15 protein-coding genes are annotated in these 15,064 nt (G+C 71.6%); 5 read left to right on the top strand and 10 right to left on the bottom strand.

The features are described 5' to 3' along the window. Window positions 1-116 precede the first annotated feature (116 nt). Entirely contained in the window at window positions 117-839 is a 723-nt protein-coding gene (locus tag IE332_RS35515; protein WP_189924786.1) for a phosphatase PAP2 family protein, read from the top strand. 55 nt (window positions 840-894) lie between these two features. Here IE332_RS35515 and IE332_RS35510 read toward each other — a convergent pair whose 3' ends face one another. Then, a complete protein-coding gene (locus tag IE332_RS35510) occupies window positions 895-1,083 on the bottom strand; it encodes a hypothetical protein (protein ID WP_189924911.1) in 189 nt (62 codons plus the stop codon). A gap of 162 nt (window positions 1,084-1,245) precedes the next feature. Between IE332_RS35510 and IE332_RS35505 the strand changes: the two genes are divergently transcribed. Beyond that, the gene (locus IE332_RS35505) at window positions 1,246-2,145 is read left to right on the top strand and encodes an SCO4651 family lipoprotein (protein ID WP_189924784.1); all 900 of its coding nucleotides are present in this window, start codon (window positions 1,246-1,248) and stop codon (window positions 2,143-2,145) included. Between the two features lie 196 nt (window positions 2,146-2,341). Next, window positions 2,342-2,578: a hypothetical protein gene (locus IE332_RS35500; protein WP_189924909.1), complete on the top strand. Its 237-nt coding sequence runs from the start codon at window positions 2,342-2,344 to the stop codon at window positions 2,576-2,578. Between the two features lie 38 nt (window positions 2,579-2,616). On the opposite strand, the gene IE332_RS35495 is transcribed toward IE332_RS35500, so the two are convergent. Beyond that, window positions 2,617-2,994 carry a metal-sensitive transcriptional regulator gene (locus IE332_RS35495; protein WP_189924782.1) on the bottom strand — a complete coding sequence of 126 codons (378 nt, stop codon included), beginning with the start codon at window positions 2,992-2,994 and terminating at the stop codon, window positions 2,617-2,619. A 359-nt stretch (window positions 2,995-3,353) separates the two neighbouring features. Between IE332_RS35495 and IE332_RS35490 the strand changes: the two genes are divergently transcribed. Further along, a complete protein-coding gene (locus IE332_RS35490) occupies window positions 3,354-3,974 on the top strand; it encodes a DUF47 domain-containing protein (protein WP_189924779.1) in 621 nt (206 codons plus the stop codon). Window positions 3,975-3,979: 5 nt separating this feature from the next. Then, window positions 3,980-4,975: an inorganic phosphate transporter gene (locus IE332_RS35485; RefSeq protein ID WP_189924777.1), complete on the top strand. Its 996-nt coding sequence runs from the start codon at window positions 3,980-3,982 to the stop codon at window positions 4,973-4,975. Between the two features lie 339 nt (window positions 4,976-5,314). Here the strand turns inward: IE332_RS35485 and pstB are convergent, their stop codons facing one another. The 8 genes from pstB to mshD all read right to left on the bottom strand — a co-directional run bounded on the left by pstB (window position 5,315) and on the right by mshD (window position 14,951). After that, window positions 5,315-6,091, bottom strand: coding sequence for a phosphate ABC transporter ATP-binding protein PstB (pstB, locus tag IE332_RS35480; RefSeq protein WP_189924775.1), 777 nt, complete (start codon window positions 6,089-6,091; stop codon window positions 5,315-5,317). A gap of 42 nt (window positions 6,092-6,133) precedes the next feature. Continuing rightward, complete coding sequence (gene pstA, locus IE332_RS35475; protein WP_189924773.1) at window positions 6,134-7,204, bottom strand: phosphate ABC transporter permease PstA; 1,071 nt, start codon at window positions 7,202-7,204, stop codon at window positions 6,134-6,136. Then, the gene (gene pstC, locus IE332_RS35470; protein WP_189924771.1) at window positions 7,201-8,178 is read right to left on the bottom strand and encodes a phosphate ABC transporter permease subunit PstC; all 978 of its coding nucleotides are present in this window, start codon (window positions 8,176-8,178) and stop codon (window positions 7,201-7,203) included. The genes pstA and pstC overlap by 4 nt, the downstream gene beginning before the upstream one ends. A 149-nt stretch (window positions 8,179-8,327) precedes the next feature. Continuing rightward, window positions 8,328-9,464 carry a phosphate ABC transporter substrate-binding protein PstS gene (pstS, locus tag IE332_RS35465; protein WP_189924769.1) on the bottom strand — a complete coding sequence of 379 codons (1,137 nt, stop codon included), beginning with the start codon at window positions 9,462-9,464 and terminating at the stop codon, window positions 8,328-8,330. Window positions 9,465-9,692: 228 nt separating this feature from the next. Beyond that, on the bottom strand, window positions 9,693-10,151 hold the full coding sequence (locus IE332_RS35460) for an NUDIX hydrolase (RefSeq protein ID WP_189924767.1): 459 nt from the start codon (window positions 10,149-10,151) through the stop codon (window positions 9,693-9,695). Window positions 10,152-10,215: 64 nt separating this feature from the next. After that, window positions 10,216-11,301 (bottom strand): CHAD domain-containing protein, encoded by a 1,086-nt coding sequence (locus IE332_RS35455; RefSeq protein ID WP_229929170.1) that lies wholly within the window; start codon window positions 11,299-11,301, stop codon window positions 10,216-10,218. A 121-nt stretch (window positions 11,302-11,422) separates the two neighbouring features. Beyond that, window positions 11,423-13,552, bottom strand: coding sequence for an RNA degradosome polyphosphate kinase (locus IE332_RS35450; protein ID WP_373313935.1), 2,130 nt, complete (start codon window positions 13,550-13,552; stop codon window positions 11,423-11,425). Between the two features lie 388 nt (window positions 13,553-13,940). Beyond that, the gene (gene mshD, locus IE332_RS35445; protein ID WP_189924765.1) at window positions 13,941-14,951 is read right to left on the bottom strand and encodes a mycothiol synthase; all 1,011 of its coding nucleotides are present in this window, start codon (window positions 14,949-14,951) and stop codon (window positions 13,941-13,943) included. Between the last annotated feature and the right edge of the window lie 113 nt (window positions 14,952-15,064).

Genomic DNA, 15,064 nt, shown 5'->3' with positions numbered 1-15,064 from the left:
CGTGGAACGCTGTATCCCGGAAATGACGTTTCCTCCGGTGGCCCCTCGTCAGTTTCCCGCACCGGGCGGGCTCCGGCCACGACGATCAGGTGCAGCGGACCAGAAGGAGGTGCGGCGTGTCGACGCCGCTTGCCGACACGACCAACCCCGACCTCGGCCTGCTCTACGCCGTCAACGGCCTGGCCAAGCGCTCCCCGCAGTGGCTGGACCACCTGGTCTCGTGGATCGGCGAGTACGGCATCCTGATCGGCCTGGGCATGCTCGGCCTGGTGGCCTGGCTGCAGGCCAGACGCCGCCCGGACGCGCCGGTCGCGGTCGCCGGGCTGCTCTGGGTGCCGCTGTCGGTCGCGGTCGCCGAGCTGGCCAACCTGCCGATCGCCGCGATCGTGAACCGCCCGCGCCCCTTCGTGGACCATCCCGGACTGCTGGTGCTGGTGGACGGCAAGGCCGGCACGCACTCCTTCGTCAGCGACCACTCGACCATGACGATGGGCGTCGCGGTGGCGCTCTTCCTGGTGAACCGGAAGCTCGGCTGGATCGCCGGCGGGCTGGCCCTGCTGCAGGGCTTCTGCCGGATGTTCATGGGCGTCCACTACCCGACCGACGTGATCGGCGGCTTCGCGCTGGCCGTCGCCGTGGTGCTGCTGCTGGCGCCGATCGCGATGGCGGTGCTGGTCCCGTTCTGCCACGCGCTGAGCCGGACGCCGGTCGCCCCGCTGATCCGGGCGCGGGAGCAGGGCGGCGCGGTCCGTGGCACGGCCGGCCCGCGGGGCCGCCGGCGCGGGCGCGCGGCGGTGCGGGCCGAGGAGCAGCCTCCGGAGTCCGACCTCGCGGCCTGACCCGGCCCCCGCGCGGTGGTACCGCGTACAGGCACAGGCACAAGCGCAGGCACGGTCAGTCCGGTTCGACACCGCTCGCGACGAGGTGGTCGTTCCCCTCACGGCGGGCCAGGTCGCGGGAGCGGCGGGCCGGGGCGTACCAGCCGCAGCTGCAGGTCGCGAAGGCGAAGGAACCGCGCTCGCTGATCGCGAGACGGTGCTCTGGCATCCGGGTGCCGGGCGCGGCCGGCAGCTCACTGTGCACGTGGTTCACCGTAACGCGCCGGACGCCCGAAGCGCGACGGCCTCCGGACGGCGGACACCCGTAACCCTTCGCCGTCCAACTCGTTTGCCCGGAAAGAGCTCTGCCCACCCGGTGGTGGCCGGCGGGGCAGTCGGGCCCGAGGGGGTTGGCGCGAGGATGAAGATGACCGACCAGCAGCGCACCGGACGGCCGGCGCGCCGTCCGGTTCCGCACCTGCGCTCGGCGGCCGGGGCCGCCCTGCTCGCCGCCGCGCTGGCGACGGGGGCAGCCGGCTGCTCGGGCGGCTCCGGCAGCGGCTCCTCCGACCGGCAGTCGAACGCCCCCGACCAGCTCGCCGCGGACCCGCTGACGGCCGTCCGCAACGCCGCCGACATCACCGGCCGCACGGGCTCGGCGCATACCGCCACCGAGCTGGTCACCGAGTCGGCCGATAAGAAGGCCTCCTTCAGCGGCACCGGCGGCTACGACTACGTGAAGCGGATCGGCCGCCTGGAGGTCCAGGTGCCGCCGGGCGCGGCGACCACCGGGAAGATCGTCGAGGTGGTCCTGCCGGGCACCGTCTACCTGCAGAACAGCGGCGCCAAGGTGCCCGAGGGCAAGTGGGTCAAGCTGGACGTGCGTCAGCTGCCGGACGGCAACCTGGTCAGCAGCGGCGCGACCGATCCGGCCTCGGCGGCGGGTGCGCTGCGCGGGGCGCAGAAGGCGGAGGCGGTCGGCACCGAGACCGTCGACGGGGTCGCGCTGCACCACTACCGCGGCACCCTGGACCTGGCCAAGGCGGCGGACGCGACGGGCGGCCGGGGCGGGGATGGCCTGCGGATGGGCGGGCAGACCTTCACCGTCAAGGAGGTCCCGTACGACGCCTGGCTGGACGACCAGGGCCGGCTGCACAAGGTGGTCGAGGTGTTCACCTTCGCCGGGGTGGCCGGCTCGAAGGAGGCCAAGGACCAGGTGAAGGTGACCTCGACGACCTCGCTGGCGGACTTCGGCAAGCCGGTCGAGGCGGCCGAGCCGGCGGCCTCGGACATCTACCAGATGAAGCCCACCGAGAGCCCCAAGTAGGCCGCCTTGGCAGCGCTCCGGCGCCGGGGCGAGACGGGGCCCCGCCGGGGCGGGTGGCCGTCCGGGGAGCGACGGCCACCCGTTTCGGCGGCGCCGAGATGGCCCGTCCGTGCCATGTGGACGGGCCCCGGAGTGCCTAGGCTGGACGCCGGGTGGCTGCCGCCCGGGCTGGCGAGGCACTGAAGGGGTGGTGCAGGTGGTGTCGTCCACGGGCGGCCGCAGCGGCGGCCACGACGACGCGGCCCTCGACGAGATCGATCTGGCCGGCGAGCTGATGATCGCCGCGACGGCCAGCTCCGGCGACCGGCTGCCGACCGAACGGATCGACGAGGTGCTGCTCGACCGGGCCGATCCGGGGCCGACAGGTCCGGGACCGGCCGATCCCGGGCCGGCCGAGCGGGAGGCCGGGGACCAGGGCGTCGACCGGTCCTGAGAGAGCGGCCCGGCCCAGGCCGCCCGGAGCCGGGGGGCTCAGCTGCGCAGCAGGCGGCTGATCGCGGCGGTGGCCTCCGCCACCTTGGCGTCCAGCTCGGCGCCGCCCTCCTCGGCGGCCGCGGCGACGCAGTGCCGCAGGTGCTCCTCCAGCAGGGAGAGCGCGAAGGACTGCAGCGCCTTGGTGCTGGCCGAGACCTGGGTGAGCACGTCGATGCAGTAGACGTCCTCGTCGACCATGCGCTGGAGGCCGCGGATCTGGCCCTCGATCCGGCGCAGCCGCTTCAGGTGGGCGTCCTTCTGCGCGCTGTACCCGTGCGGGCCGTGCCCGCCCTGGTGCCCGGCGGCCGCCGGTGCGGCCTGGGGGTCGGCCCCGTGCGCGTGATCCGCCTCGGTGCGCGCTTGAGTCGTGGTCATCGGCCCCGCCTTCGTCTGGAGTGCCTGGTGGCTGCGTCGGCCACCAGTGTCCAACACCGTCGCCCCGCGTGGTGTTCCGACGGCCGAGGCGGCATGTGCCGCACCGCGTGGGCGGGCTCGGCGGCGATTGAGCCGTCTGAGCGGCGCCCCGGGCCTCCGCACGCACGACGGGGACAATCCGGGCGAGGTTCCGTCAGACTGGGGGCTCGGTCCGCGCGTGGCGGTACGGGCCGGGCCGACCGGTTCGGCAGCTGAACGGAAGAGGAGGCTCCGGCTCCCTCCCCGGGCCCCCGTTTGCGTGATTGCGCTTGGTTGCACCTAGCATCGTTCAGTCCCTACCCCGCACATCGGAGATTTCCGTGCGTTTTAGCCTGACCCCGAAGGAGACGAGCTTCTACGAGATGTTCGCCGCCGCGGCGGACAACCTCGTCGTCGGATCGAAACTCCTCCTGGAGCTGCTGGGATCAGACGTCTCGGCCCGTGCGGAGATCGTCGAGCGCATGCGCGCCGCCGAGCACGCCGGGGACGACACCACCCATGCCGTGTTCCACCAGCTGAACTCGTCCTTCATCACGCCCTTCGACCGCGAGGACATCTACAGCCTCGCCTCGTCGCTGGACGACATCATGGACTTCATGGAGGAGGCGGTCGACCTGGTCGTCCTCTATGACATCCAGACCCTGCCGAAGGGGATCGAGCAGCAGATCGAGGTGCTGGCACGGGCCGCCGAGCTGACCGCCGAGGCGATGCCGAACCTGCGGAGCATGTCGAACCTCACCGAGTACTGGATCGAGGTCAACCGGCTGGAGAACCAGGCCGACCAGATCCACCGCAAGCTGCTCGCCCACCTGTTCTCCGGTCAGTACGACGCCATCGAGGTGCTCAAGCTCAAGCAGGTCGTGGACGTCCTTGAGGAGGCGGCGGACGCTTTCGAGCACGTCGCCAACACGGTGGAGACCATCGCCGTCAAGGAGTCCTGACCCCCGTGGACACGGCTGCACTCATCGCCGTCATCGGCGTTGCGTTCTTCTTCACCTACACCAACGGCTTCCACGACTCGGCGAACGCGATCGCCACCTCGGTCTCCACCCGGGCGCTCACCCCCAGGGCCGCGCTCGCGATGGCCGCGGTGATGAACCTGGCCGGCGCCTTCCTGGGCAGCGGCGTGGCGCACACCGTCTCGAAGGGGATCATCGAGACCCCGACCGGCAACCAGGGGATGGCGATCCTGTTCGCCGCCCTGGTCGGAGCGATCGCCTGGAACCTCGTCACCTGGTACTTCGGCCTGCCGTCCTCCTCCTCGCACGCGCTGTTCGGCGGCATGGTGGGCGCGGCGCTGGCCGGCGGGATCGACGTGATCTGGAGCGGGGTGATCGACAAGATCGTCATCCCGATGGTGCTCTCCCCGGTGGTCGGCCTGATCGGCGGCTTCCTGGTGATGCTGGCGATCCTGTGGATCTTCCGCCGGGCCAACCCGCACCGGGCCAAGCGCAACTTCCGGGTCGCCCAGACCGCCTCGGCGGCCGCGATGGCCCTGGCGCACGGTCTGCAGGACGCCCAGAAGACCATGGGCATCGTGGTGATGGCGCTCACCATCTCCGGCCACCAGACCACCGGCGACATCCCGGTCTGGGTCAAGATCTCCTGCGCGACGATGCTCTCGCTGGGCACCTACGCGGGCGGCTGGCGGATCATGCGGACGCTCGGCCGCAAGATCATCGAGCTGGACCCGCCGCAGGGCTTCGCGGCCGAGGCCACCGCCTCGGCGGTCATGTACATCACGTCGTTCGTCTTCAAGGCGCCGATCTCCACCACCCACGTGATCACCGCGGCGATCATGGGCGCGGGGTCCACCAAGCGGATCCGCGCGGTGCGCTGGGGCGTCGCCAAGAACATCGTGCTCGGCTGGTTCATCACGATGCCGGCGGCCGCCATCGTCGCAGCGCTGGTGTACTGGTTCGTCCACCTGTTCTGGGGCTGATCCCCGGCCCGGCACCTGCCTGATCCGCCCCGGCGGCGAGCGGGCGGACAACTGCGAGCGGGCGAACACCGCCCCGAGCCGAAGGGCGCGCCGGTGCCGAAAGGGAGAAGCGACAAGCGAGGGACGAGCGCCGGAGCGCCGACCGTCGGCACCGGGTCCGAGCGCCCCGGCGGCGAGCCGGGCGAGTAACTGACAGGGCCCGCCCCCACATCTCGGGGGCGGGCCCTTCTTCATGTCCCGCGGCGGCACCGCCATGCAGCACCACGGGACAGCTCGCGTGCCGTCACCCGCCGCGGTGCGACGGGTGACGGGGACCGGTCCGGCCGGACCGGGGCCGGTCTAGCCGAAGCGGCCGGAGATGTAGTCCTCGGTCGCCTGGACCGACGGGTTGGAGAAGATCCGCTGGGTGTCGTCCAGCTCGATCAGCTTGCCCGGCTGACCCACCCCGGCCAGGTTGAAGAAGGCGGTGCGGTCGCTGACGCGGGCCGCCTGCTGCATGTTGTGGGTCACGATGACGATGGTGAACTGCGACTTCAGCTCGCCGATCAGATCCTCGATGGCGAGGGTGGAGATCGGGTCGAGCGCGGAGCACGGCTCGTCCATCAGCAGCACCTCCGGCTCGACCGCGATGGCGCGGGCGATGCACAGACGCTGCTGCTGGCCGCCGGAGAGGCCGGCACCGGGCTTGTTCAGCCGGGTGTGGACCTCGTTCCAGAGGTTGGCGCCCTTCAGCGAGCGCTCCACCACGTCGTCCAGGACGGACTTCTTCTTGACGCCCGCGAGCCGGAGGCCGGCGATCACGTTGTCGTAGATCGACATGGTCGGGAACGGGTTCGGCCGCTGGAAGACCATCCCGATCGAGCGGCGCACCGCGACCGGGTCGACGTTGGCGGCGTACAGGTTCTCGTCGTCCAGGAGGACCTTGCCCTCGACCCGGGCGTTGGGGATCACCTCGTGCATGCGGTTCAGGGTCCGCAGGAAGGTGGACTTGCCGCAGCCGGAGGGGCCGATGAAGGCGGTCACCGAGCGGGGCTCGATGCTCATCGAGATGTCCTCGATGGCCTTGGTGGTGCCGTAGAAGGCCGACAGTCCGCTGACGTCGATGCGCTTGGCCATGATCGTTGCTTCTCTCGTCTGTCTCGTACGTCAGTCGGTCGGTCAGTGCCCGCTCTTGGGCGAGCGCCAGCGGGCGATGCCCCGCGCGACGAGGTTGAGCCCCATCACGAAGGCGATCAGCACCAGCGCCGCGCCCCAGGCACGGGCGTAGCCGAAGTCGTTGTTGACCTGCGAGTACTGCGTCCAGATGTACATCGGAAGCGACTGCTGCGGTCCGTCGAACGGGTTGTTGTTGATGTAGTCGGCGCCGAACACCAGCATCATCACCGGGGCGGTCTCGCCCGTGATGCGGGCGACCGCGAGCATCACACCGGTGGTGATGCCGCCGATGGCGGTGGGGAGGACGATCCGCAGGATGGTCTTCCACTTCGGCACGCCGAGCGCGTAGGAGGCCTCGCGCAGCTCGTTCGGGACGAGCTTCAGCATCTCCTCGGTGGACCGGACCACGACCGGCATCATCAGGATCGCCAGCGCGAGGCTGCCCGAGAAGCCGGAGTAGCCGAAGCCCAGGGCGAGGTTCCAGACCGAGAGGATGAACAGACCGGCGACGATCGACGGGATGCCCGTCATGACGTCGACGAAGAAGGTGACCGCCTTGGCGAGCTTGCCGCGGCCGTACTCGACCAGGTAGACGGCGGTCAGCAGACCGATCGGGGCGGCGATCGCGGTGGCCAGGCCGACCTGCTCCAGCGTGCCGATCAGCGCGTGGTAGATGCCACCGCCGGGGCCGGACTGGAGCACGCCCTTCATCGAGTGGCTCAGGAAGTTCCCGTTGACCACGTCCATGCCCTGCTGGACGGTGTAGACCGTCAGGGCGACCAGCGGGACGACGGCCAGGATGAAGGCGACCCAGACCACCGAGGTGGCGAACCGGTCCTTGGCCTGCCGGCGGCCCTCGACCCGGGCCGAGAGGCCGTAGCTGATCAGGAGGAACAGCGCGGCCGAGAGCAGGCCCCACTGCAGGTGGCTGGCGAGGCCGGCGGCGGCGCCGATCCCGCAGCCGAGGGCGATCGAGCCGACGGCGACGGCGGCCGGGGCCCACTTGGGAAGACGGTTGGCGGTCAGCGAACGACCGACCGGACGCGAGTCCTCGACGACGGCGGTGACGGTCATGCGTTGGCCCCCGAGTACTCCTTGCGGCGGGCGATGATCAGTCGCGCGGCACCGTTCACCAGCAGGGTGATGACGAACAGGACGAGGCCGGAGGCCATCAGCGCGTTGCGGCCGCTGTCGCCGGCCTCGGCGAACTTCAGCGCGATGTTCTGCGCGAAGGTGCCGCCGCCCGCGTCCAGGATGTGCAGCGACAGGACGTTGCTGGAGGAGAGCACCACCGCGACCGCGATGGTCTCGCCGAGCGCGCGGCCGAGGCCGAGCATCGAGGCCGAGATGATGCCGGGGCGGCCGAAGGGCAGCACCGCGGTGCGGATCATCTCCCAGCGGGTCGCGCCGAGCGCGAGCGCCGCCTCCTCGTGCATCCGCGGCACCTGGCGGAACACCTCGCGGGTGACCGCGGTGATGATCGGCAGGACCATGATCGCCAGCAGGATGCCGACGGTGAACAGGTTGCGCGGGGTGCCGCTCTTGGTCTGGTCGAAGATGTACGTCCAGCCCAGGTACTCGTTGAGCCAGCTGGTCAGACCGTCCATGTGCGGGACCAGGAAGAGCGCGCCCCACAGACCGTAGACGATGCTGGGGACGGCGGCGAGCAGGTCGACCAGGTAGGCGAACGGCTGGGCGATCCGGCGCGGCGCGTAGTGCGAGATGAACAGCGCGATCCCGATGGCCACCGGGACGGCGATCGCCATCGCGATGACGGCGCTCACGATGGTGCCGACGACCAGCACCGGGATGCCGAAGACCGGCTTCGGAGCGTCCGGCGCCCACTCGAAGGTGGTCAGGAAGTTGCCCTGGTTGTTGCTGAGGGCCAGGCCGGAGCGCCAGGCCAGGAAGCCGGCGATGGCGGCCATGATGACCAGCAGCAGGATGCCCGATCCCCGGGCGAGGTTCATGAAGATCTTGTCGCCGACCCGGCTGTCACGCGTTCGGCGTTCCCTGCCTTGCGGGGCGGCAGGGGAGGATGAAGTCATTGGTCTACTCCGGTCTGGTGGCGCCGCCCCGGAAGGGGGACGGCACCATGGCGGCGGTGCCCCGGACGTGGTGCTGGGTGTGGTGCGTTCCGGTGGGACGGCCCCGGCCCCCTCGCTCACGGGGCCGTCCCACCGGTCGTCCTGTCGGGTCAGGCCAGGGTCGGGATGACGGCGTTGACCTTGTCGGTCAGCTCCTTCGGGAGCGGGACGTAGCCCTTGTCGCCGGCGGCCTTCTGGCCCGCGTCGCTGATGGTGTAGCCCAGGAACGCCTTCAGGGTGTCCAGCGTCTCCGCCTTGTTGCCCTTGTCGCAGACGATCTCGTAGGTGACCAGGACCAGCGGGTAGGCGCCCTCGTCCTTGGTCGCGTAGTCGAGCTTCAGCGCCAGGTCGCTGCCGGTGCCGGAGATCGCGGCCTTGGCGAAGGTGGTGGCGGCGTTGGCGGCGGTGGCCTCGACCGGCTTGGAGGCGCCGGTGTTGATGGCGGCGCTCTTCAGGTTGTTGGTCTGGGCGAAGGCCAGCTCGACGTAGCTGATCGAGTTCTTGACCTGCTTCACCTGGGCCGCGACACCGGCGCTGCCGGTGGCGGACTGGCCGCCCTTGGCCGCCCAGGTCTTGCTGGACGGGTACGTCCAGGCGCCGTTGGCGGCGGCCGCGAAGTACTTGGTCAGGTTGTCGGTGGTGCCGGAGTCGTCCGAGCGGTGGAAGGACTGGATGTCCGCGTCCGGCAGCTTGGCGCCCGGGTTCAGGGCGGCGATGGCCGGGTCGTTCCACTTGGTGATCTGCGAGTCGAAGATCTTGGCCGCGGTCGGGGCGTCCAGGACCAGGCTGTCGACACCCTCGACGTTGAAGACCAGCGAGATCAGACCGCCGGCCATCGGCAGGTCGATGGCCTGGCCACCGGTGCAGACCGCCTTGGAGGCGTCGACCTCGGCCGGCTTCAGGGCCGAGTCGGAACCGGCGAACTGGACCTTGCCCTGGTTGAACTGCTGGATGCCCGCGCCCGAGCCGACACCCTGGTAGTTGATGGTGGTGCCGGAGCAGGCGCCGCTGAAGTTGGTCTTCCAGACGTCGATCGCCGTGCCCTGGGCGGTCGAACCGGCGGCGATCAGCGAACCGGACTTGCCACAGTTGATCGCGGGAGCGGCCGAGGCGGAACCGCTGGAGCCGGACGCGGTCGTGTTGCCGTTGTTGTTGTCCGAGCCGCACGCGGCGAGCGACAGCGAGCTGACGAGCGCCACGGCACCGATGGCGAGGGCCTTGGAGCGGCCGTTCCGCTGGAGCTTCACAGGGGTGTCCCTTTCTGAGGCAGCACCCGTTCCGCGGGTCCGTAGGCATACGGCGCAGTGCGGGTTCTGCTGTGGTCCGGGGCCCGTTCGGCCCTCCGGTGATCCCGAAGTTAAGCCGGAGAAGTGACACGACAGCCGGTCACAAGTGAACGGCGAGTGAACCTCGAAAGGATGACAGGAAACTACGCCAGGTAGTAACGGTTGCGTCACGGCGAGAGCGCGGGGAGATCACTCCCACCTGTCCTTCACCGGCTCGGCGGCGGTCCTGACCGGCTTCGCCCCCAGGATCGCCAGCAGCGCGTCGATCAGCAACCGGTCGTGGTCGTACGTGAGCCGGGCGCGTGCCTTCCCGGCCGGCAGCCACTCCAAGCGGTCCACCTCCCGGTTCGGCCGGAAGGCGCCGCTGGACGGCACCGCGGCCCAGTACCGGACCTCCTTCGGCCGGCCCTGCACCCGGTAGTGCTGCGCGGGCAGCTCCGGGCCGAGCAGGCAGCGGAACCCGGTCTCCTCCCAGACCTCGCGCAGCGCCGCCTCGACCATGCCCTCGCCGGGATCGAGCTTGCCCTTCGGCAGGCTCCAGTCGTCGTACTTGGGCCGGTGGATCACCGCGATCCGCGGCCGCCCCAGCCGGCCACTCTTCTTCGGCCGGCCCGGCAGCCAGAGCACCGCGCCGGCCGCCAGGACCACCTGGCCGTGCTCCGTCCCGGTCGTGCCCCCCGACGGACGCCCGGCCCCCGGACGCCCGCCCACCTCAGACCGTCCCCGGTGCCGCGACGTGGCCCCAGCCCTCGGGCGGGAGCTCCAGCCAGCCGTCCGGGCCGGGCGGCAGCTCGGGCCACCGACGGCCGACGAGGTACCGCGCCGACTCCACCTCCAGCCGCTGGTCGGCGTGCACCACGCCCAGCACGTACGCGGTCGCCGGGGTGATCCGCGGCGTGCGCGCCGCGGTGGCGGCGGTGACCGCCGCGTCCGCCGCCTCCTGCTGCCGGGCCAGCACCGCGTCCAGCTCGTCCAGCTCGGAGGACGAGCGGCCGCACACCTCCAGCGCGTACCGGCCGCGCTTCACCAGGATCCGCAGCCGGGCCCACGGCGCGTCGTCGGCCGCCAGCGCCGCGTCCGCGTCCACCGCGCCCCGGGCCGCCGGGACCGCGCCCAGCCGGCGCATCCCGTCCCCGCCGTACGGCGTCGCGGCACGGTGCAGCGGCAGCTGCTGGGCGGTCGCGGACAGCGCGGCGAACGCGGCCGCCGCCTGCGGCAGCAGCACCGTCGACGCCCGACCGCCCGCCGACTCCAGCAGCGGCGCCTCGCCCACCAGCAGCGTCATCCGGTCCGCCAGGGCGTGCAGCCGGGCCGACCGGAGCTCCTGGAGCACGGTGGAGTGCGCCCGGGTCCTGGCCAGGGTCAGCTGCCGGTCCAGCAGGGCCCGCGCCTTGGGCGCGCCCGCGTGGCCCGCCAGCATGCCCGTCCCCTCCGGGTCGCTGCCGCTCAGCGAGTCCAGCGCGCCCAGCAGCCGGGCCGACCGGCGGACGTACCCCGGTTCGAGCGCCAGCAGGTTGAGCAGCCAGCGCAGCTCGGTGCGCGACTCCTGCGCCCAGGCCTGCTCGAACAGCGAGCCGAAGGTGTGCAGCAGCCCGCCGACCCGCCGGACGGCCCGCAGCAGGTCCGCGGTGCCCGCCGTCGGGACGGCCGCGGCCGTCCCGGGTCTTGCGCCGGCCTCGCCCACCGCCAGCGGCAGGGCGCGCAGGAAGGCGCCGGCCTGGGCGGTCAGGTGGCGGGAAAGGATGTCCCCGGCGGTCGCGGTGGAAGCCGCCTGGGCCGTCATCGGCGCATCGGTCATGGCGTGGTGAATCCCCGTTCCCCCGGGGCGGTTCCCCGGAGCTGGCGGCCGACCGCCGGAGTGGCTGCCTTCGAGGGTTTCGAAGGCCCGCCGCTCCGACGGCTTCGCATCAGTGGACGCGTCAGCGCGAGGTGGCGGCCCGGCGGCGCTGGCGCGAGTCGATCAGGAGGTCCTGGACGTGCCGCAGCGACCGGCCCTCGGCGTCCTGCGAGTGCCGAGTCCAGGTGCCGTCCGTTCCCAGGTGCCAGGACTCGGTTTCGTCCGACATCCCGAGGTCGATCAGTCCGGACAGCTCGGCGCGGTGCGCGGGATCGGTGATCCGCAGCAGCGCCTCGATCCGGCGGTCCAGGTTGCGGTGCATCATGTCGGCGCTGCCGATCCAGACCTCCGGATCGCCGTTGTTGCCGAACACGAAGATCCGGGAGTGCTCCAGGAAGCGGCCCAGGATGCTGCGGACCCGGATGTTCTCGCTCAGCCCCGGCACGCCCGGGCGGATCGCGCAGATGCCGCGCACCCAGACGTCCACCGGGACCCCGGCCTGCGAGGCCCGGTACAGCGCGTCGATCACGGCCTCGTCGACGATCGAGTTGAGCTTGAGCTTCACGAAGGCCGGACGGCCCGCCCGGTGGTGGGCGACCTCGTTGTTGATCCGCGACACCAGCCCGTCCCGCAGGCCGCGCGGGGCGGTCAGCAGCCGGCGGTAGGACTCGCGGCGCGAGTAGCCGGAGAGCCGGTTGAAGAGGTCCGACAGGTCGGCGCCGACCTGCGGGTCGGAGGTCAGCAGACCGATGTCCTCGTACAGCCGGGCGGTCTTCGGGTGGTAGTTGCCGGTGCCCACGTGCGAGTAGCGGCGCAGGGTGTCGCCCTCCTGGCGGACCACCAGCGACAGCTTGCAGTGCGTCTTCAGCCCGACCAGGCCGTAGACCACGTGACAGCCGGACTCCTCCAGCTTGCGGGCCCACTTGATGTTGGCCTGCTCGTCGAAGCGCGCCTTGATCTCGACCAGGACCAGCACCTGCTTGCCGGACTCGGCCGCGTCGATCAGCGCGTCCACGATCGGCGAGTCGCCGGAGGTCCGGTACAGGGTCTGCTTGATCGCCAGCACGTCCGGGTCGGCGGCGGCCTGCTCCAGGAAGGCCTGCACCGAGGTGGAGAAGGTGTCGTACGGGTGGTGCAGCAGGACGTCGCGCTCGCGCATCGCGGCGAAGATGTCCGGCTGGGACGCCGACTCGACGTCGGTCAGCCCGCGGGCCGTGCCCGCCACGTACTTCGGGTACTTCAGCTCCGGACGGTCCAGCTCGGCGATCCCGAACAGCCCGGTCAGGTCCAGCGGCCCGGGCAGCGGGAAGACCTCCGCCTCGGTGATGTTCAGCTCCCGCACCAGCAGGTCCAGGATGTAGGGGTCGATCGACTCCTCGACCTCCAGCCGGACCGGCGGGCCGAAGCGCCGCCGCATCAGCTCCTTCTCCAGGGCCTTGAGGATGTTCTCGGTGTCGTCCTCCTCCACCTCCAGGTCCTCGTTGCGAGTGACGCGGAAGGCGTGGTGGGCCAGCACCTCCATCCCCGGGAAGAGCTCCTCCAGGTGCGCGCCCATCACGTCCTCCAGCGGGACGTACCGCTGGGGCGAGGCCTCCAGGAACCGGGCCAGCGACTGCGGCACCTTCACCCGGGCGAAGTGCTTGTGACCGGAGACCGGGTTGCGCACCACCACGGCCAGGTTGAGCGAGAGCCCCGATATGTACGGGAAGGGGTGCGCCGGGTCGACCGCCAGCGGGGTCAGCACCGGGAAGATCTTCTGCCGGAACAGCGTGTGCAGCCGGGCCTGCTCCTTCTCGGCCAGCTCCGGCCAGCGGACCACCTCGATGCCCTCGGCGGCGAGGTCCGGCAGCACCTCCTGCTGGAAGGCCGCGGCGTGCCGGGCCATCAGCTCCCGCGAGCGGGTCCAGATCAGGTCCAGCACCTCGCGGGGCTGCAGACCGGACGCGCTGCGCTGGGCGACGCCCGTGGCGATCCGGCGCTTGAGGCCGGCCACCCGGACCATGAAGAACTCGTCCAGGTTGCTGGCGAAGATCGCCAGGAACTTGGCCCGCTCCAACAGCGGTATCCCCGGATCCTCGGCAAGCTCCAGGACCCGCTCGTTGAACGCCAGCCAACTGCGTTCACGGTCCAGGAAGCGGCCCTGCGGCAACGCTTCGAGCTCCTGCTCGTCCGCCGCCGGCAGCTCCGGCGGGACACCCAGCGCACTGGACATCCGGGCCGTCGGCGACAGCGGGGCAGAGACGGGGCGGGGGATGCTCATGGGCTCCAGCTCCTCCAGCAGAAGGACGGCGTCCGGGCGCGAATGGCTCTGCGGGCCGTCGCCCTCGCCCCGGGACGATCCCGGGAGCAGCGCCCAACCTCCGGGCGCGGTCCGTACAGGACCGGCCGGTGCGTGGCGGTCGACTCTGCACGAGCGAGACACTACGGACTTCATCCTGTGATCTTCGCGGCAGCAATTGAATCCACGGTAAACACCGCATGGCCAGGAGGAAAGCTGACGCGGTCGGGGCAAGGGCCGTCGGCGGCCCCGCACCCGCCCGCGACAGCTCCGGGCCGACCCCGCCCCCTCGGAAGGAGCGGCGGAGCGCGGTGCGGGGCGGTCAGACCGACCGGTCCCCCTGGTACCGGGCCCGGTACATGAGGTCCACCTCGTGAACGGTGAACCCCAGTCGCTCGTACACCCGCACGGCGGCCGGGTTGTCGGCGTCGACGTAGAGCAGGACCGTACCCAGTCCGCGCTCGCCCGGGCCCGAGCCGGTCAGGTGACGCAGACCCGCCGCAGTCAGCGCGCGCCCGAGGCCACTGCCCTGCTCCGCCGGGTCCACCCCGACCACGTACACCTCGCCGAGCTCCGGCTCGGTCGCGGTGGCCGGGTGCACCTTCGTCCAGTGGAAACCGACCACCCGGCCGCCGCGGGTGGCGAGGAAGAAGCCGGCCGGATCGAACCACGGCTCGGCGATCCGCTCCGCCAGGTCCTGCTCCGTCCAGGCGCCCTGCTCCGGGTGGTGGGCGAAGGCCAGCGCGTTCAGCCGCAGCCACTCGGCGTCGTCCTCCCCCGGGCGGAAGGTACGGAGCTCGACGCCCTCGGGGACGGACACCTCCTCGGTCTGCCGACCGGTGCGGCGCATCTGCCGCAGCTCGCGGACCAGCTCCGCACCGTACGCCTCCGCCAGGTGCCGGGCCGCCGGGTGCCCGCCGTGCACCCAGAAGTCCACGGCGTCGTGCCCGGCGCGGTGCGCCTCCGCCAGGACGGCGTCCACCAGCGGGCGGGCCAGGCCGCGGCCGCGGGCGGCCGGGTCGACCAGCAGCTCGGCGGCCGGGTTGGCGCTCGGGTCGACGGCCTCGCCCTGCGGGACCTCGAGCTGGCCGTAGCCGACGACGGCCGCGGGCTCGGGTGCCGGCTCGGTCTCTTGCTGGGTCGGAGTCTCGGTCTCGACGAGGTGGGTCACGCCCGGACGGGGAGTCTCGGCGGACCGCAGCCGGAGCCGGCCCTGCTCGGACACGGCGACCCGGCCGTCCACCGCCTGGGCCTCCGCCAGGACACGCAGGGCGCCGTCGCGCTCCTCGGGGCGGAGCACGTTGTTCGCAATGACCGCTGTCTGATCGTCCATGCCCTGACGATACGTCACCGGAAATGCGAAAAGCCCCTGATCCGAGTGGACCAGGGGCTTTTCAGCAATGATTGTTCGGCGGCGTCCTACTCTCCCACAGGGTCCCCCCTGCA

Origin of the sequence: Kitasatospora xanthocidica, assembly GCF_014656195.1 — a bacterium.
Taxonomy (GTDB): domain Bacteria; phylum Actinomycetota; class Actinomycetes; order Streptomycetales; family Streptomycetaceae; genus Kitasatospora; species Kitasatospora xanthocidica.
This window is presented reverse-complemented; position numbering and strand designations above follow the sequence as displayed.